Below are 16583 nucleotides of genomic sequence, written 5' to 3'. Positions count from 1 at the left end.
GGGTATGCGGTGGTTGCGCCGATCCAGAATTTATTGGCCCAGTTCCGCTCGGATTATACCGAGGCTCTGGCCCTTGTGCATCCCGAGCTTGTCCGCAAGATTGAGCTTTGGGAGCTAACGGAGGATGATCTGCGCGTTCTGGGGCGGTTTGCCGGATTGTCCGAGCAAAACAGGATTTGCCTCGGGCTCTATTTTGCCCGATATTCTCCGCGCAAGAGTTTTTCACGCCAGCGCGGGTATCATCTGCTTGAAAAGGCGATTGAGGATCGCTATCTGCGTGACGATGAGGGGCGGGAGGCGTTTGTTCAAGGCGTTCTGAGTTTTGTCCGCAGCGATGCCGCCGCGTTCGTGCGGCTTTATCAGGCCGCGAAATCGTGGCAGGTCGTCCGCAACGCCTTTGCCAAGAAAAGCGCCTGATCTTGATTTATTCTGCGGCTTTGGGCGGCAGCTTCCAGTTTGGCCGGATGAAGTGACAGGTATAGCCGTCCGGGTGCTTTTGCAGATAATCCTGATGATATTTTTCGGCCTCGTAGAAGGTCCGAGCGGCTGTGACTTCCGTTACAATCGGCGCGGGCAGGACTCCGGCGGCGTTGATTGCGGCGATGATTTCGTGGGCGGTTTTTTCCTGTTCGGGCGTGAGATAAAAAATAGCGGAGCGGTATTGCGTGCCGCTGTCGTTGCCCTGCCGGTTTTTAGTCGTGGGGTCGTGGATCTGGAAGAAGAACTCCAGAATTGCGCGGAAGCTGGTCTGTACGGGGTCGAAGGTGATTTCCATGGCTTCGGCATGGCCGGTCTTACCCGTGCAAATATCATCGTATTTAGGGTTTTCGAGCGTTCCGCCCGTGTAGCCGACGCGGGTAGCGATGATTCCGGGGCGTTTGCGGACCAGATCCTGCATCCCCCAGAAACATCCCCCGGCGAGTATGGCTTTTTGCGTTGTCATTTTTGCTCCCCTCCTGGTGTGCCTTACTAGAGTTCGTCAAAAATGCCCGAAAGTTGCTTCGTCAGGGCTTCGGCGAGTTCGTCGGCGTCGGCGATGGTGATGGCTTTTTTGTAGTAGCGGGTGACGTCGTGGCCGATGCCGATGGCGGTCAGTTCCACGTTCGAGCGATTTTCGATCCAGCGGATGACGTTGCGGAGGTCCATCTCCAGGATATTGGCGGGGTTGACGGACTGGGTCGAGTCGTCCACCGGGGCGCCGTCGGAGATCACCATCAGGATTTTGCGCTCTTCCGGTCGTTTGGCGAGGCGGTTATAGGCCCAGACGAGGGCTTCGCCGTCGATGTTTTCCTTGAGTATGCCCTCCTTGAGCATCAGGCCGAGATTTTTGCGGCAGCGGCGCATCGGGGCGTCGGCGGATTTGTAGATGATATGCCGGACATCGTTCAGGCGGCCCGGATATTCGGGCATTCCGTTCTGAATCCAGAGATCGCGGGATTTTCCGCCTTTCCAGGTGCGGGTGGTGAAGCCGAGGATTTCGGTTTTGAGGTTACAACGCTCCAAGGTCTGCGCGATGATGTCGGTGGTCATGGCGGCAATCGCGATGGGGCGGCCGCGCATGGAGCCGGAATTGTCGATCAGGATGGTCAGGATCGTATCGCGGAACGGGGCGATCTTTTCCTGCTTGAAGGTCAGGGAGACGTTTGGATTTGCGATCATGCGGGCAAGGCGGGAGGCGTCGAGATAGCCTTCCTCCATGTCGAACTGCCAGTTGCGGCGTTGTTTGGCCATGAGTTTTCTCTGCAGCCGGTTGGCGAGTTTGGTAATCAGGTTGTTATAGCCCGCGATTTTTTTATCCAGCATCGCGCGCAGGCGGCGCAGCTCCTCCGGGTCGGCGAGATCCTCCGCGTTTAAAGTTTCATCAAATTGTGTCGTGAAAACGGTGTAGCGGCCTTCCACGCCTTCGATGAAATCCTCGCCCCGGCCGGGGAGAGGGGCGTAGTTTTCTTCGGCGGCCTCATCGGGCAGGTCGCTGAGCATTTCCTCCATGCCCATGTTGAAGGCGGAATCGGCGGGTTTGGGGGCAGCTTCGGAATCGCGCAGACCGGGCATGGAGTCGCTTTGTTCGGCGGATTTATCGTCCCGTTCTTCCTGCTCGCCTTTATTCTGGCCGTCTTCGGGTGGAAGTTGATGGTCCTCGCCCAGTGAGTCGTCCTCGCCCTTGCCGATGGGAAGCTGGAGTTCGCGCAGGAGTTCGCGGGCGAGGGTTGCGAATTGCTGCTGGTTGGACAGTGTCTCTTTCATTTTTTGAAAGCTTGCGGATTTAAGATGCTGCTCGATCCACGGTTTCCAGAGGTCGTAGACTTTTTGCGCCGAGGGGGGCGGGGCGATGCCCGTCATTTCCGTTCGTGCGACAATGTGCAAAGCATCGGCGAGGCTGACGCTTTCGCGTTTAATAATATCGGCGAATCCTCTGCGTTTAGATTTTTCCTCCAGCACGGCGTTGAGGTTATCGGACACGCCTTTCATTTTCAGAGCGCCCAGAGCATCGCATCGTGCCTGTTCGAGCGCGTCGAGCGCGGCCTGCGCCTGCAGGTCGGACTGGGCGTTGCGGCGGTGCAGGGCGGGATCATGGTACGCGATTTTGAGCGCGTACGTATCCGCGCAGCCCCTTACCAAGCGCGTTGTCTCGGGCGGCAGGTTGGGGTCGGGCATGGGAAGGCGCGGGCGGGTCAGGGAACCGATCTGACCCGTTGGAGACTCCGCCTCGGAGAAGGTCACATCCAGTTCCGGCTTGCGGGCGAGGGTGCGGACCACCGAGCGGGTGCTGGATTTGAATTCTTCGGCCTTGTTACTGGATTCGGTCATGGGGGCCAGAATAAAGGAAAATTACAATTAAAACAGGGGTTAATTGTGTATCTGTTTTCGCTAATTTGACGGGTTTTGGTGGTTCTGCTATAAGTTAGGGAGTAAATGATTTTTTACATAAGCAAAAGTAAGGGTTAAGAATTATGCCTTTCAATTCTTTCAAGAAGGTTGCGAGTGGTACTTTGGGGTTTCTTTTTGCTGTTGTTGTTGGCGCTGTTTCGGTTGTACCTGGCTGTCGGGAGGCTATGAAGGACAATCAACCTGGCGAAACTGACGGAGAGCAATTTGTTCGCGGGGCTTCTCGCGGAGTGGTTAATGCTTTTCAGGCTGGGTTTGAGGGGGCGACTTCTGCGATTACTCCCCAAAATGTTGAGAAAGTGCTCGAGAATGCTGACAGGGCCGGACGCAATATCCAGGAAGGTGTGGATCAGTATCAGAGGAATCGCGGAGGCGGTTCGTCCTCAGCGCCCAGCGATATTATCGGCGTCCCTAAACCTGATTATGTTCCCGGAGTTATCCCCGGCGATCCCGCTCCTCCGGGAAAATAGTCGCGTTTCACATTTTTACCGCGACATTGTGGATGGCGCTTTGCGGGAGTTCGACTCCGAAGCAGCGCTGGTAGTATTCCGCGATCAGCGGGCGTTCGGTTTCATCGCATTTGTTCAGGAATGAAAACTGGAAGGCCAGTTCGCGGTTGCCGAAAATCATCATATTCTCCGCCCAGCTTATGACTGTGCGCGGGGACATGAGGGTAGAGAGGTCGCCGTTAACAAAGCCCTGCCGGGTCAGATCGGCCAAAGTCACCATCTGGCTCACGGTCTCGCGGAATTCCTTTGTGTCCAGCTCCGGCAGTTTGGCGAGGACGATATCCACCTCGTGGTCATGTTCGAGATAATTCAGGGTGACGACCACGTTCCAGCGGTCCATCTGGCCCTGGTTGATCTGTTGTGTGCCGTGATAGAGACCGGTCGTGTCGCCGAGGCCAATCGTGTTGGTGGTGGCGAACAGGCGGAAGGCCGGGTGGGGGCGGATAATCATATTCTGGTCGAGCAATGTCAGCTTCCCCTCGGATTCCAGAACGCGTTGGATCACGAACATGACGTCCGGGCGTCCGGCGTCGTATTCATCGAAAACGAGGGCCACAGGATTTTGCAGGGACCAAGGGAGGAGGCCTTCCTTCCACTGGGTGATCTGTTTGCCTTCCTGCAAGACGATCGTGTCCTTACCGATCAGGTCGATGCGGCTGACGTGGCTATCGAGGTTGATTCTCACGCACGGCCATTTGAGGCGGGCGGCGACCTGCTCGATATGAGTGGATTTTCCGGTGCCGTGGTAGCCCTGAATCATCACGCGGCGGTTATAGGCGAATCCGGCGAGGATTGCCAAGGTGGTATCGTGGTCGAATTTGTAGGTCGGATCGAAGTCGGGAACGTTGGCATTATCTTCAAGAAAGCCCGGAACCTCCCAGTCGATATCAAGGCCGAAGGTTTCGCGGACATTATATTTCGTGTCCGGGATCGTCGTGTATTTGCCTTCCTTGGCCTTGATCTGGGTGATGCTGAACGTCATGCCACGCCCAGCTTCCTTTTCCTTGTCCAGTTCGTCCGACCGGGTACGTTTTTCGCTCATGGGGATAATTAATTCCTTGCGGGAACGCAGAATCAGGCGCCTTGTTCCGTTGATTTCTGAAACTTCCTGTAAGCCAGTTTGAGTATGGTATAAGCCATATTTACGCGCTTGAGAAGCTCTTCTGTTTCTTGAGAACCCTTGTTCAGGTCGGGATGGTACTTTTTAGCCAGAGCCTTGTAGCGGTTTTTGATTTCCGCGAAGGTTACAGGCTCTTCCAAGCCCATGATTCCGAGGGCTTCGCGCTCCGGGGTGAGTGTGTTGGCCGTATTCCCGCTGTTTGCGCCCTTTGTGTTTTCTTTTTCGGCCTCCATATCCGTATAGCTGTAAGTCTGCCATGCCTTGTGGCGTAAAAATTCTGCGGGATCCTTTATTTCGAGGCCATAGTGCCAGGTCGGGCGGTCGCCGTAAAAGCTGCTGTGTATGTGGTTTTCAACCTCCGTTTCGTTCATGCCAGAGAAAAAATCCCAAGCCTTGTTATATTCGCGTACGTGATCCAGACAGAACAAATAATATCCGCTCAGGCTGCGGTCCCTGGGCGCACGGTGTTCCCCGCACGCCCGGCAGCCCGGCATTTCGCAGGATTTAGGCTGTGCGATGGTCTTGCCGTCTGCGAATTCAGGGGAGTTCTGCTTTAGTTTGATCCGTGGCATAAGACCATTATATAGCGTAAGAACAGTCTTTAGCAAAGGAGACGTTGTATGGGTATGGAACAAAGAATGGCTGAACTTCTGCGGTCTGCCCTTGAGCCGGAAGAGCTTGAGATTTTCAATGAGAGCCACCTGCATAAAGGTCATAGCGGGGACGATGGTAGCGGAGACAGTCATTATATACTTATAATTGTATCCAGCAGGTTTCAGGGGCTTTCCCGGCTCCAGAGGCATCGTTGGGTTACAAAGATTCTTGGAAGCGATGTCGAAAAAATTCATGCTCTATCGCTCAAACTTTTGACCCCGGTCGAAAAAAATCAACACCAGACCTAACCTTATAGTTGCATATTTTACAGCTTTTGGTTAGCATACAGAAGTTGTGTTTGAATTTGCGAGAAGCGATTTATTGTTCTGTCAGTTTTTTATCGGCGTTCTTGTTTATTGATTTTTAGTGTGTGTGGGGCGGGTCTGTGGGGTTACTTGGCGAAAAATCGTCAAAGAAGGCGAATAGCGTCGATGGCAATGTACGCAGTACACTTGTCAGCCGCAATGTGACCGTTTACGGGCGGCGTACCTCCATCCGGCTTGAGCCGGAGATGTGGGAGGCGCTCAAGGACGTCGCAAAAAAAGAACGCTGCTCCGTTCATAATCTCTGTACTCTCGTTTTCCTGCGAAAAAATGGCGATACGTCGTTGACGGCTGCGATCCGAGTTTTTCTGATGCTCTATTTCAAAGCGGCTGCGACTGAAGACGGGCATCAGAAAGCCGGGCACGGAAGTTTCGAGAATATGAAAAAACGTGCGAAAATTCCCGAGGAGTACGATTCTTATTTTTCAAAAAATTCTTCCGGCACACGTTCGGACGATCAGGACAATGCGAAAGTGGCCTGATTTCCTGTTCAGTTTTTTAGAAATGCCGTCCGGCCTGAAGAAACTTTTCGCGGCGCTTGCGGATGATTTTATCTTCGTCCCAGGGCGACATTTCCTTGATTGCTTTTTCAATCTGGTTGGCGACGTTCAGGATCGTGTCGCTGCGGTTGCGGTGGGCGCCGCCCATCGGCTCTTCGATGATGCCGTCGATCAGTTTGAGTTCCATAAGATCGTTGGCGGTCAGTTTCAAGGCCGCTGCCGCTTCCTTTGCGTAATCTGCGGTCTTCCAAAGTATGGACGCGCAGCCTTCGGGAGAGATCACGGAATAGATGGCGTGTTCGAGCATATAGACACGGTCGGCTGTGGCGATAGCGATGGCGCCGCCTGAGCCGCCTTCGCCGATGATCACCGAAATGATCGGAACGGTGCAGCGCAGGCAGCTTTCAATCGAACGGGCGATGGCCTCGGATTGTCCGCGTTCTTCCGCTCCAACTCCGGGATAGGCTCCGGCGGTGTCCACTAACGTAATCACGGGGAGGTTGAATTGCTGTGCGAGCGCCAGAAGCCTTTGGGCCTTGCGATAGCCTTCGGGCCTGGCCATGCCGAAATTGTGTCTGATGCGGCTATCGGTGTCGTGACCCTTCTCGTGGCCCATAATGATGCAGGACTGGCCGCGGAATTTTCCGATGCCGCCCAGCAAGGCATGGTCTTCGGCGTATTTGCGGTCACCGGCCATGGGCATAAAATCGTCAATCATCTCCTTGATGTAGTCGAGGAAATGCGGGCGTTCCTGATGCCGTGCCACCTGGACCTTTTGTTCTGCGGACAGCTTGCCGTAAGTCTGTTTCAGAAGGCGCTCGGCCTTGCTTTGCATCCGCGAGATTTCCTCGGCGATGTTGATGGTGCCGCCGCTGTCGACATGGCGGAGTTCAGAGATTTTTCCCTCAAGCTCCAGAATCGGCTTTTCAAAATCAAGCTGGCTCATTTATCCACGTCATTTCTGACTGTTATGTTTTGTCAAAAAGGCCCAAGTGATCTTTCGCCCCGAGGGGGCATGGTCTCACTCTTTTGCCTTACACCACTTAGGCCTTGCCTTCGGCGGTTTTTGACAAGGGGTGCTTTTCCTGCACCGTTTTCTTGACCTTGTCGCCCAAAATGTGGGTGTAAATCTGGGTCGTCGCGATGTCGGCGTGGCCGAGCATTTTCTGCACCGAGCGGAGGTCAGCGCCGTTGCTGAGCAGGTGTGTTGCAAAGGCGTGACGCAGGACGTGCGGGCTGACGCGGTCCTCGTCTATGGCCGCGTCCTTGGCCAAATCCTTGAGCAACTGTGCAAAACGCTGGCGGGTCAGGTGGCCGCTTTCGGATGTTTTGGAGGGAAAGAGCCATTTCGCGGTTCTGGCGCTTGTTCCATCGTTTCCGGAAAATTGCTGGCGGATTTCGAGGTATTTGGAAAGGGATTTCTGGGCGGTCTCGGTCAGAGGGACCATGCGTTCGCGTCCGGCTTTGCCTTCAACCATCAGGAACTGCTGGTTTTCGCCGATGGCTGATTGGGGCAAGCCTACCAACTCCGATACGCGCAAGCCTGTGGCATAGAGCAATTCGAGCAAGCAGACGAGGCGGATGCTTTCAGCATCGCCCGCTGCGGCGGCGGTTTTAATCAATGTATTCACTTCCTGCTCACTCAGGGTTTTTGGCAGGCTGCGGCCCTGTTTCGGGCTTTCGATGGTCGAAGTCGGGTCGTCCTGGCGAGTATTTTCAGAGACGAGGAAACGATAAAACTGGCGAAGGGCCGAGAGGCGGCGTGCCACGGTTCTTACGGCGATTTTACCTTTGGCGGCTCCCTTGCCGTGGGTTTTTTCCGAAAGATCCTTCAGGTAGGCCTTGATGTCGTCGGTCGTAGCGGCGGTGATATCCCGGCTGTTCTTGCCCTTCATGAACTGGCTGACGTCCGCGAGATCACGCCAGTAAGCCTGGCGTGTGTTTTTTGCTGCACCGCGTTCAGAGGTCAGCATATCAAGGAAGGCGTCCACCTGAGGGTGAAGGTCGGGTTTCGGCATTGCTGGGCGGCCTGGACGTGCCATTGTGTGTTTCTCCTTAAAGTCTTCAAATTTTCATTTTACCGCCGCCAAAACCGATTCAGCAGTCAGGGACAGCGATTTATCATATAAGCCAATTCTCTTCATACTATCCGTCACTGCGATGAGAGCGTCCGGTGAAGGGGTTTCAGCAGAGGCAGTACTCAACACCAAGTTACTCAGCAAAATCGTTTCTCCGATGGCGTTTTTCTGACTGGCGCCTGCAAGACGCTCAATCTTTTCAGCCGAGGGCAAGGTGTAACCTGTATTCCCAGCCGTGTCAAAGCCATTTTCATAAACTTTGGCGCCATTATTGAGAGATGGGGGCTCCTTGTCAATATTTTCTATAATGCTCCTCAAGGCTTCTTTCTGCGCCGGATTGTGCTGTGCAACAATATCCAGTATCTCGGCGGTGTTTTTTTGGGTGCGGCTTTCGGGGGTGGCCAGCAGGTATCCTATTATTAGTAACCTCTTATATATAGGGTTGTCCGTGGACAAACTTGATGTCTCAGGGGTGGCGACGCTGAGGAGCCAATCATAGGACACTTCACGGTTGGCCAGCAGCTCGGACAAGAGAACCTTCTCCAGTTCCTGCGCTTCCAGAGGCTGTGAGCGCATCTCCTCGATTTCGGGCAAAAAGGGAATCAGGGTCGCGGGACCATAGGGGGCGGAGAGCCGGATTGCCTCTTTCAGTAGCGCGGGAATGTCGGTGGTTTCATCCGCCGTTTTGATTTTTTTGTATATCCTGATGAGGTCGGGGACGGGGCCAACGGCTTTTTCGTCGATGACGGCCGATTTGTAAAATCCGGTTATGGCTGTTCCCGGCAGTGTTCCGGTCTGGACTCCTCCATCCAGCAATTTCAGCCGAGTGTGCAGATCCAGAGCGGGCACGTTCAGCAGGGGCTGGAGGTGGTTCGCTGGAACCGATAAGTCTCCGGCGTCGGTCTGCGCTGAATATACCAATCTGTTTTCTGCCACCAAAATGGCGCGGTCGATCGGCGAGAGTGTTTCAAAGACCGAAGGCGTGTAGTTCAGGGTATATCCGGGCGTGGTGACGATGTTCCGTAAAACCTGAAAAATAGACGTGTCGGAGGAATCGAGATCAAATTTCTGGGGGGATTCGGCGGAAGCCATCACGTAGCGGCAATACAGATTCAGATTTTTCCATAGGGCAGAATCGTTCCGGTCACCGAAAAAGGTTTTTACCTCGACGCAGGCCAGCGCCTTCTTGCCCGTCATAATCAACGCTGTGATTCCGGCGGCAGCGAAGCGCTCGTGATAGGGATCCTGGTCAAGGTTTGAATAGAATGACGCGGCTTCTTCATAAAGCCCACGGTCGAGCATTTTTTCCATGCGGAGTGTCAGAAGGTCTTCGCCGGGGTTAGGTACTGTGTCCGCGACCAGTTCGCTTGTCGAGGCTGCGGTGAGTAGAACCTGATTGACCAGTTTGTGCATGGCGGGGCTTGAGGACGCATCGGGCTGTGCCTTAATGAGTTCCGTAATCGCGGAGCGGGTCGAGCCGCGGAAAAGATCGGCGCCCAGGCTGCGGTGATCTTCCCGCGGGGAAAAGCCCATGGATTCGATTTTGGGGTCAATCTGATGGACGATTTCGGGTATTGCCGCCGGATCAGGGACAGGAGCTGTCTGGTTTTGCGGCTGAAGTGTTGCTTCTTCGTTGTTTTCAAACGGCTGGGTCTGGGCCAATGCCGGAAAGGTTCCCATAAAAATTAAAGCTGCCAATCCGCCTAATGCCCTGCTGAGTCTTCTGAAAGTTTTATTTTGCATCGGCATAAGCCTCTTTTGGCAGTACCTTGGTCACCTCGGTCTGGCGAATGGGGACGTCCACAACCGCGAGATAGCCGAAACCGATGACGGTCAAGACCAGTACCAATGCGACCAGAATCCTCAATATGGACATGACACAAGCGCTTGCTGAAAGTTTATCCCTAGAACCCGAAGAGAAGGGTTTTATATCAAAATAATCACGGCATTGAAAGATGGAATGGTGTAAGAGATAAGCATGAATGAACAGGTTAAACACTCTTCGGCCCTCTTGGATTCCGTGCGTTCACGGCTAAAAAAACCTCTGGTTCTTTTGGGCATGATGGGCAGTGGAAAAAGTCATGCGGGGGCTATCCTGTCGTCTCAACTCGATTTGCCTCACTATGATTCCGACAAGCTTATTGAAAAACAGGAGGGCCGGACGATTTCGGATATTTTCGCGCAAAGCGGCGAGGCGGTTTTCCGTGCTCTGGAACACGCAACGATTGTTGACCTGCTCGACCGCGGGCCGTGCGTGCTTTCGACCGGCGGGGGGTGCGTGACGGTTCCGCAGACGCTGTCGGCGATCCATGACAAGGGGATCTCCGTCTGGCTCAAGGCCGATGTGGAGACGCTTTATGAGCGGCTGAAAAAATCGAAAAACCGGCCGTTGCTGGATTGCGAAGACCCGAAAGAACGCCTCAATAATCTTCTGGCGGAAAGGGAAGGACTTTACGCCCGCGCAGATATTACCGTCGAAGAGACGGAAGGCGGGATAGACGAACTCGTTAATGCCGTATTACAATCCCTTGCAGAGTATATTGACGATGAGCACTGAAATACACGATCTCGAAACCAAGGTTGTCACCATCCCGCTCGGGGAGCGGACGTACGAAATTTTCATCGGCTCCGGGCTTTTGCAGCGTATCCCCGATTTCCTGCCTTTCGATATCGGCGGCAGCAAGATTTTCATCGTCACGGATGAGAATGTCGAGGGCTATGCCAAGTCGATCAAGAGGCAGATGGAGGCTCATGCGGCGCAGTTTTGCGAGATTTATGTTCTGCCTCATGGCGAGAAAACGAAATCTTATGAGAACCTGATTAAACTTCACAGCTGGATGCTGGATCATAATATCCACAGAAATTCTGTGGTGATGGCTGTCGGGGGCGGCGTGATCGGTGATCTGGCCGGGTTCGCGGCGGCGACGATTTTGCGCGGAGTGCCGTTTGTGCAGGTGCCGACAACCCTTTTGTCGCAGGTGGACAGTTCCGTCGGCGGGAAGACGGGGATCAATACAGACCACGGCAAGAACCTGATCGGGAACTTCTATCAGCCCAGCGTGGTGGTGGCGGATGTCTCTGTGCTCAAGACCTTGCCGCGCCGCGAGGTTTTGGCCGGGTATGCGGAGATCGTCAAATACGGTCTTCTTGGAAACTTCCGGTTTTTCGATTGGCTGGACGAATATGGTCAGGGGGTTTGTGATCTCGTGCCTGAGGTGGTGGCGCAGGCGGTGGAGGCGAGTTGCAAGGCCAAGTCGGCCATCGTCCAGGAAGACGAGCGTGAATCCGGGAGGCGGGCGCTTTTGAATCTCGGGCATACGTTCGGGCACGCGCTGGAGACGGCGGCGGGGTATGACGGGCGGCTCTTGCACGGGGAAGCGGTTTCAATCGGCATCGTCCTGGCGTTCGCGCTTTCCGTTAATCTGGGATTGTGCCCCGAAGAAGATATGATCCGGGCCCAGGAGCATCTCGCCGGGCTTGGCCTGATGACCAGCCCGTCGGAGATTAATCCCAAGCTTGAGACGTCCGTCGATGCGCTGATGGAGATCATGCGGCGGGATAAAAAGGCCACGGACGGGCATATGACCTTTATCGTCGCCGAGGCGATCGGCAGTACGATGATCAAGAAGGATGTTCCCGAAGAACTGGTGCGGAAGGTTCTGGAGAAGTTTTTGAGTCCAGAATAGGCAGTTATTTCTGCAAGATTGCTTGCGCCGTTCTCACATTTTCGCGCAGATGCTGCGGATTGATCGTACCGATGATGACGCCGTGTGTTGCGGGGTGGGAAAAGGCGAAGCGCAGCGCGGATTCCAGCGGGTTTTCGCCGAGCTTTTCGATATGGCCGCTGGCGAGCGCTTTTTTCAGAAGGATGCCTTTGTTATTTTTCTCAGCAAAGTCCAGAACGGGTTTTTCATCCTTATAGAGAGGTGTGTAGCTGACCATTGCCACATCCATCGTCTCGAGCGCCTTGATCCCGCCTTCGACCGTTTTGGTCGAAGCGCCGACGGCGCGGACCAGTCCGCGCATTTTGAACTCCTGCATTTTCCGAATTAGGCTTTCGTTTGAGAGTATATCTATATCCGATCCATCCGAGTGGATGAGCAGGACGTCGATATAATCGGTTTGAAGATTTTTGAGTGAGCGGTGCAGGCTTTTCTCAAAATGTTCGGGGGTAAAGATATAAGTGGATTCTCCGTTTTCGAATTCTTCTCCTACCTTTCCCACGATGATCCAATCCTGCCTTTGTTTTTTGAGCTGGCGTCCGAGGCGTTCCTCGCTGGTGCCATAAGACGGCGCGGTGTCGAGGAGGTTGATTCCGAGATCGCGGGCGAGGGCGAGCAGGTCGGCGAGTTCCGGTTCTTCGGGGATATTGAAGCCTTGCGGGTATTTCACGCCTTCGTTGCGACCGAATTTTACTGTTCCTAAGCCCAGAGGCGAGATTTCCAGCCCGGTCTGCCCGAGTTTTTTTCTGACCGTCAATCTGTCCATTGTGGCTGATCCCAAGGAGGTGTGGCGTAAGAGACGGGCGCTAGAAATGACCAGTCAGTTATGTGGCCGGATGGTTTTAAGCCTTCTTTTTCCAAATTTTCTACGATCATATCCGAGAGCATCGGCGCGAAGGTCAGTTTCGTCGGCCAAGCGTATAGGCTGTTCCCGGCTCTGTGAAGCGTAGGTGTATCGGGCATCCAGCCGTCTGTTTTCGATTTTCCCTCGACTCGGTCGATGGGCAGGCTTGCCCATTTCACTGTCGAAAGATCGAGAGCGGGCATATAGGTTGAGAATGCTTTTTTTACAGCGTTGAACGTGTCCTGCTGGGACGATCCTCTAGGGCGTTCTGCTACGTTGCCGCCGAGATACCAGATCAGGACTCCGTCCTTATCCTTATGGGTTGTGATTGTGGCGACGGGTTTTTCGGAGGTTCCGACGAGGTGGGCGAAGAGTGGGAAGGGAGCGGGCTTGAGCATCCCCATCAGGAGCGGGCGGTGCTGGACGTCCAGACCTTGTTCGTGGCTCTGCTGTTTTGCGATTGGCAGGTTTGATGATGCCGCTGTGAAAATTATTATTTTTGCGCTGATGCTTTGCTGCGTCAGGAAGGCGGCGGGGTCATCTGCGTATTCCTGCGGGATTTTACGTATGGCGTTTCGGTAGGGCTCGGCGAGGGCGCAGAGGATTGAGGGGATATCGAGGACAAGCTCATCCATAAAAACAACGGAGCCTTTAAAGCCCGATGACTGAATCTGATCTGGCCAATTATGCTCCGCGACTTCACGCACGTTTTTTCCAAGCGCCTTTTTTGTAACAATTTTGGAAAGGTTGCCAATCAGGCCGCCGGGGATCATGAGAAGCTGCGAATCTGCCGCTGTTTTCGCCGTGCGAAGATCGACTTCTCCTTCTCCTTTTAATGCTGCGCGCCAGATGTCGGGCATGGCGCTGATGGAGCGGGCGAGGGTGCTGATTTTTCCGGCGATGGCGAATTTCAGGCCCGAATGGATGATGCCCTGCGATGCGATCGTCTGGCCGCCGCCGATGGAGTCTTTTTCGAGGAGCAGGACGTCATAGCCGCGTTTCTTCAGGCGGTGGAAGGTCCAGAGGCCTGCGATCCCCGCGCCGACGATGACAATGTCTGCTGCTCTGGCGGTCATTCTTAATCCTTGCGGCGGTTAGGATTATTATGTTTTCAAGGTCAGTTTCCGTTAGAAACAATCTTCCCGTGGCATTGCTTGAATTTCTTGCCGGAACCGCAGGGGCAGGGGGCGTTGCGCTGGACCTTGCCCCAGGATTCGGGATCGTCCTTGTCGAACTTTCTGTTTCTTTGCGGCATGGCGGTGACGTTTTGGCGGGAATCGTCCTCCGACTGCTCCTGTCCGGCAGCGGGATCGGTGCGGCTTTCCTTCATTTTCGTTTCGGTCTGCGGCATCATGCCGGGGATCACGAGGTTGGCGCGGCCCGGTTCCACGTTCAATTCCACGAGGCTCAGGGTCATGGTGACCGTCTCGCGCATCATGTGCAGCATGGCTTCGAACATCTGAAAGGCTTCGGTCTTGTATTCGTTCAGCGGGTCGCGCTGGCCGAAGGCGCGCAGGTTGATGCCCTGCCGCAGGTGGTCGAGATTCAGAAGATGCTCCTTCCAGTGCTGGTCGAGCATTTGAAGCAGAACCATTTTTTCGACCTTGCGCCATGCATCGGGGGTCGCGTTGACGGCCTTCTCGGCCATTTTCTTATCGGAGAGGTCGATCAGGCGGTCCATGATTTCCGTGTCTGCGATGCCTTCCTCCTTGGCCCAATCGTGCAGGGGCGGGTGGAGATTGAGGAGCCGGACGACATCGGTTTCGAGGGCGACGATATCCCATTGCTCGGCGTAGGCGTGCTCGGGGATGCAGCGTGATACGATATCCTCGACCGTGTGGTGGCGCATATCCTTGACCATGATCTCGACGCTTTCGGCTTCCATGATTTCACGGCGCTGTTCATAGATCACCTTGCGCTGGTCGTTCATGACGTTGTCGAATTTGAGGAGGTTCTTGCGGATTTCGAAGTGCATTCCCTCAACCTTGCCCTGAGCGCGTTCGAGCATTTTGGAAATCCACGGATGCTCCAGAGCCTCGCCCTCCTGCAGGCCGATGTTCTTGTTGGCCAAAAGGGATTCGAGGTTCTGGCCTGCGAAAATCCGCATGAGATCGTCTTCGACGGACAGGAAGAACATGGAAGCGCCGGGGTCGCCCTGACGGCCCGAACGGCCGCGGAGCTGGTTGTCGATGCGCCGGGATTCGTGGCGCTCGGTGCCGACCACGTAAAGGCCGCCGGATTCCAGAACAAGTTTTTTGTTTTCGGCGACTTCTTCCTTGATCTTTCTGATCGCTGCTTCCTTTTTTTCTTCCGGCCATTCGTCTTCAATCTCCTCGGAGATTCGCATCTGGACGTTGCCGCCGAGTTGGATATCCGTCCCGCGTCCGGCCATGTTGGTAGCGATCGTCACTGCGCCCGGCTTTCCGGCCTGTGCGATGATATGCGCCTCCTGCTCGTGGTGGCGGGCGTTAAGGACGTTATGTCTGATTTTTTCCTTTTTGAGGCGGGCAGACAGTTTTTCGGATTTCTCGATGGAGACCGTGCCGACCAGCACGGGCTGTCCGCGTTCCTGACATTCGTTGATGAGGGCGACGATGGCGTCATCCTTCTCGCGCAGGGATTTGTAGATTTTATCGTCGTAGTCCTGGCGGTTTACGGGGACATTCGTGGGAATATCGACGACCTTGAGCTTGTAGATTTCCTCGAACTCGGCGGCTTCGGTCAGGGCCGTACCCGTCATACCCGCGAGTTTCGGGTAGAGGCGGAAATAATTCTGGAAGGTGATGGAGGCAAAGGTCTGGTTTTCGTTCTGGATGGCCACGCCTTCCTTGGCCTCGATGGCCTGATGCAAGCCTTCGGAGAGGCGGCGGCCCTCCATCATGCGGCCGGTGAATTCGTCGATCAGCATCACCTTGCCGTCTTTAATAATGTAGTCGGTATCGCGCTGGAAGAGCTTGTGGGCGCGGAGCGCCTGGTTGACGTGGTGGACGAGCGAGACGTTGCCGAGATCGTACATACTGCCCTGTTTGAGGATTCCGAATTCGCGCAGCAATTCCTCCGCGTGTTCCTGCCCGCGTTCGGTCAGGGCGATGCTCTTGTGTTTTTCTTCCTTCTCGTAATCGGCTTCCTCGAGGCGGGGGATGATCTTGTTGACGCGGCCATACATTTCGGTCGAGCCTTCGGACGGGCCGGAGATGATGAGGGGGGTTCGCGCCTCGTCGATCAGGATTGAATCCACTTCGTCCACGATGGCAAAATTAAAGGGGCGCTGGACCATCTGGTCGAGGCGGAATTTCATGTTGTCGCGCAGGTAGTCGAATCCCAGCTCGTTGTTGGTTCCATAGGTGATGTCGCTGGCATACGACTTGCGGCGCTCATGGTCGCGCATATTTCCGAAGATGCATCCGGTCGTGAGGCCAAGAAAGCTGTATATTTGCCCCATCCATTCGGCGTCGCGCTTGGCGAGGTAATCGTTGACCGTGACGACGTGGACGCCTTTGCCACTTATGGCATTCAGATAGACGGGCAGGGTGGCGACAAGCGTCTTGCCCTCTCCGGTTCGCATTTCGGCGATTTTACCGTCGTTTAGCACCATGCCGCCGATGAGCTGCACATCATAATGGCGCTGACCGAGCGTCCGTTTGGAGGCTTCGCGGACGACCGCGAAGGCTTCATGCATGATGTTGGAGAGCGGTTCGCCCTTTTCGAGTCTTTCACAGAAGATTTTTGTCTGATTCCGCAGATCCTCATCGCTCATCGCCTCATATTTCGGTTCGAGGGCGTTGATTTTAGGGACGTGGCGTCCCAGTTGCTTTAAAGTCCGTGTATTGGCGGTTCCGAATATTTTTCCCAAAAGGCCGAACACTTGAGGTTTTCTCCTGAAATGACCCTGTATAAGCGTTCTGGTATAAGCCTCAGCCTGCCCTGCGTCAACATGAGGCTTCGTT

Annotated in this window: 17 protein-coding genes; 6 read left to right on the top strand and 11 right to left on the bottom strand. The window is 54.7% G+C overall.

All coding sequences use genetic code 11. The features are described from left to right. Positions 1 to 9 precede the first annotated feature (9 nt). Entirely contained in the window at positions 10 to 417 is a 408-nt protein-coding gene (locus tag IPN28_10150) for a hypothetical protein (GenBank protein ID QQS56627.1), read from the top strand. 7 nt (positions 418 to 424) lie between these two features. Here IPN28_10150 and msrA read toward each other — a convergent pair whose 3' ends face one another. Then, on the bottom strand, positions 425 to 943 hold the full coding sequence (gene msrA / locus IPN28_10145; GenBank protein ID QQS56626.1) for a peptide-methionine (S)-S-oxide reductase MsrA: 519 nt from the start codon (positions 941 to 943) through the stop codon (positions 425 to 427). A gap of 26 nt (positions 944 to 969) precedes the next feature. Next, positions 970 to 2808 carry a cobaltochelatase subunit CobT gene (locus tag IPN28_10140; protein QQS56625.1) on the bottom strand — a complete coding sequence of 613 codons (1839 nt, stop codon included), beginning with the start codon at positions 2806 to 2808 and terminating at the stop codon, positions 970 to 972. Between the two features lie 143 nt (positions 2809 to 2951). Between IPN28_10140 and IPN28_10135 the strand changes: the two genes are divergently transcribed. Further along, complete coding sequence (locus IPN28_10135; GenBank protein QQS56624.1) at positions 2952 to 3356, top strand: hypothetical protein; 405 nt, start codon at positions 2952 to 2954, stop codon at positions 3354 to 3356. Positions 3357 to 3363: 7 nt separating this feature from the next. On the opposite strand, the gene cobS is transcribed toward IPN28_10135, so the two are convergent. Next, entirely contained in the window at positions 3364 to 4377 is a 1014-nt protein-coding gene (cobS, locus tag IPN28_10130; protein QQS58603.1) for a cobaltochelatase subunit CobS, read from the bottom strand. A gap of 92 nt (positions 4378 to 4469) precedes the next feature. Further along, positions 4470 to 5009, bottom strand: coding sequence for a J domain-containing protein (locus tag IPN28_10125; GenBank protein ID QQS58602.1), 540 nt, complete (start codon positions 5007 to 5009; stop codon positions 4470 to 4472). A gap of 126 nt (positions 5010 to 5135) precedes the next feature. On the opposite strand from IPN28_10125, the gene IPN28_10120 reads away from it, so the two are divergent. Further along, the gene (locus IPN28_10120; GenBank protein QQS56623.1) at positions 5136 to 5417 is read left to right on the top strand and encodes a BolA family transcriptional regulator; all 282 of its coding nucleotides are present in this window, start codon (positions 5136 to 5138) and stop codon (positions 5415 to 5417) included. A 137-nt stretch (positions 5418 to 5554) separates the two neighbouring features. After that, positions 5555 to 5974, top strand: a complete 420-nt coding sequence (locus IPN28_10115; protein QQS56622.1) for a ribbon-helix-helix domain-containing protein — start codon at positions 5555 to 5557, stop codon at positions 5972 to 5974. A gap of 16 nt (positions 5975 to 5990) precedes the next feature. Here the strand turns inward: IPN28_10115 and IPN28_10110 are convergent, their stop codons facing one another. The 4 genes from IPN28_10110 to IPN28_10095 form a co-directional block, all read right to left on the bottom strand. Further along, positions 5991 to 6938, bottom strand: a complete 948-nt coding sequence (locus IPN28_10110) for an acetyl-CoA carboxylase carboxyltransferase subunit alpha (GenBank protein ID QQS56621.1) — start codon at positions 6936 to 6938, stop codon at positions 5991 to 5993. Between the two features lie 97 nt (positions 6939 to 7035). Beyond that, complete coding sequence (xerD, locus tag IPN28_10105) at positions 7036 to 8034, bottom strand: site-specific tyrosine recombinase XerD (GenBank protein ID QQS56620.1); 999 nt, start codon at positions 8032 to 8034, stop codon at positions 7036 to 7038. A gap of 30 nt (positions 8035 to 8064) precedes the next feature. Beyond that, a complete protein-coding gene (locus tag IPN28_10100; GenBank protein ID QQS56619.1) occupies positions 8065 to 9750 on the bottom strand; it encodes a hypothetical protein in 1686 nt (561 codons plus the stop codon). Positions 9751 to 9802: 52 nt separating this feature from the next. Beyond that, on the bottom strand, positions 9803 to 9946 hold the full coding sequence (locus IPN28_10095; protein QQS56618.1) for a hypothetical protein: 144 nt from the start codon (positions 9944 to 9946) through the stop codon (positions 9803 to 9805). A 102-nt stretch (positions 9947 to 10048) separates the two neighbouring features. On the opposite strand from IPN28_10095, the gene IPN28_10090 reads away from it, so the two are divergent. After that, positions 10049 to 10627, top strand: coding sequence for a shikimate kinase (locus tag IPN28_10090; GenBank protein ID QQS56617.1), 579 nt, complete (start codon positions 10049 to 10051; stop codon positions 10625 to 10627). After that, a complete protein-coding gene (locus tag IPN28_10085) occupies positions 10617 to 11756 on the top strand; it encodes a 3-dehydroquinate synthase (protein QQS56616.1) in 1140 nt (379 codons plus the stop codon). Before IPN28_10090 ends, IPN28_10085 begins: the two co-directional genes overlap by 11 nt. A 4-nt stretch (positions 11757 to 11760) precedes the next feature. On the opposite strand, the gene IPN28_10080 is transcribed toward IPN28_10085, so the two are convergent. Genes IPN28_10080 through secA form a run of 3 tightly spaced genes read right to left on the bottom strand, consistent with a single transcriptional unit; the run spans position 11761 to position 16501 of the window. Beyond that, entirely contained in the window at positions 11761 to 12558 is a 798-nt protein-coding gene (locus IPN28_10080) for an aldo/keto reductase (protein ID QQS56615.1), read from the bottom strand. After that, entirely contained in the window at positions 12546 to 13712 is a 1167-nt protein-coding gene (locus IPN28_10075) for an FAD-dependent oxidoreductase (GenBank protein QQS56614.1), read from the bottom strand. Before IPN28_10075 ends, IPN28_10080 begins: the two co-directional genes overlap by 13 nt. A 41-nt stretch (positions 13713 to 13753) precedes the next feature. Beyond that, entirely contained in the window at positions 13754 to 16501 is a 2748-nt protein-coding gene (gene secA / locus IPN28_10070) for a preprotein translocase subunit SecA (protein QQS56613.1), read from the bottom strand. Between the last annotated feature and the right edge of the window lie 82 nt (positions 16502 to 16583).

The sequence above is a fragment of the Alphaproteobacteria bacterium genome (assembly GCA_016699735.1).
Taxonomy (GTDB): Bacteria; Pseudomonadota; Alphaproteobacteria; order Micavibrionales; family Micavibrionaceae; genus JAGNKE01.
Note: the sequence above shows the minus strand (reverse complement) of the source record. Positions and strands in the feature narration are given on the sequence as shown.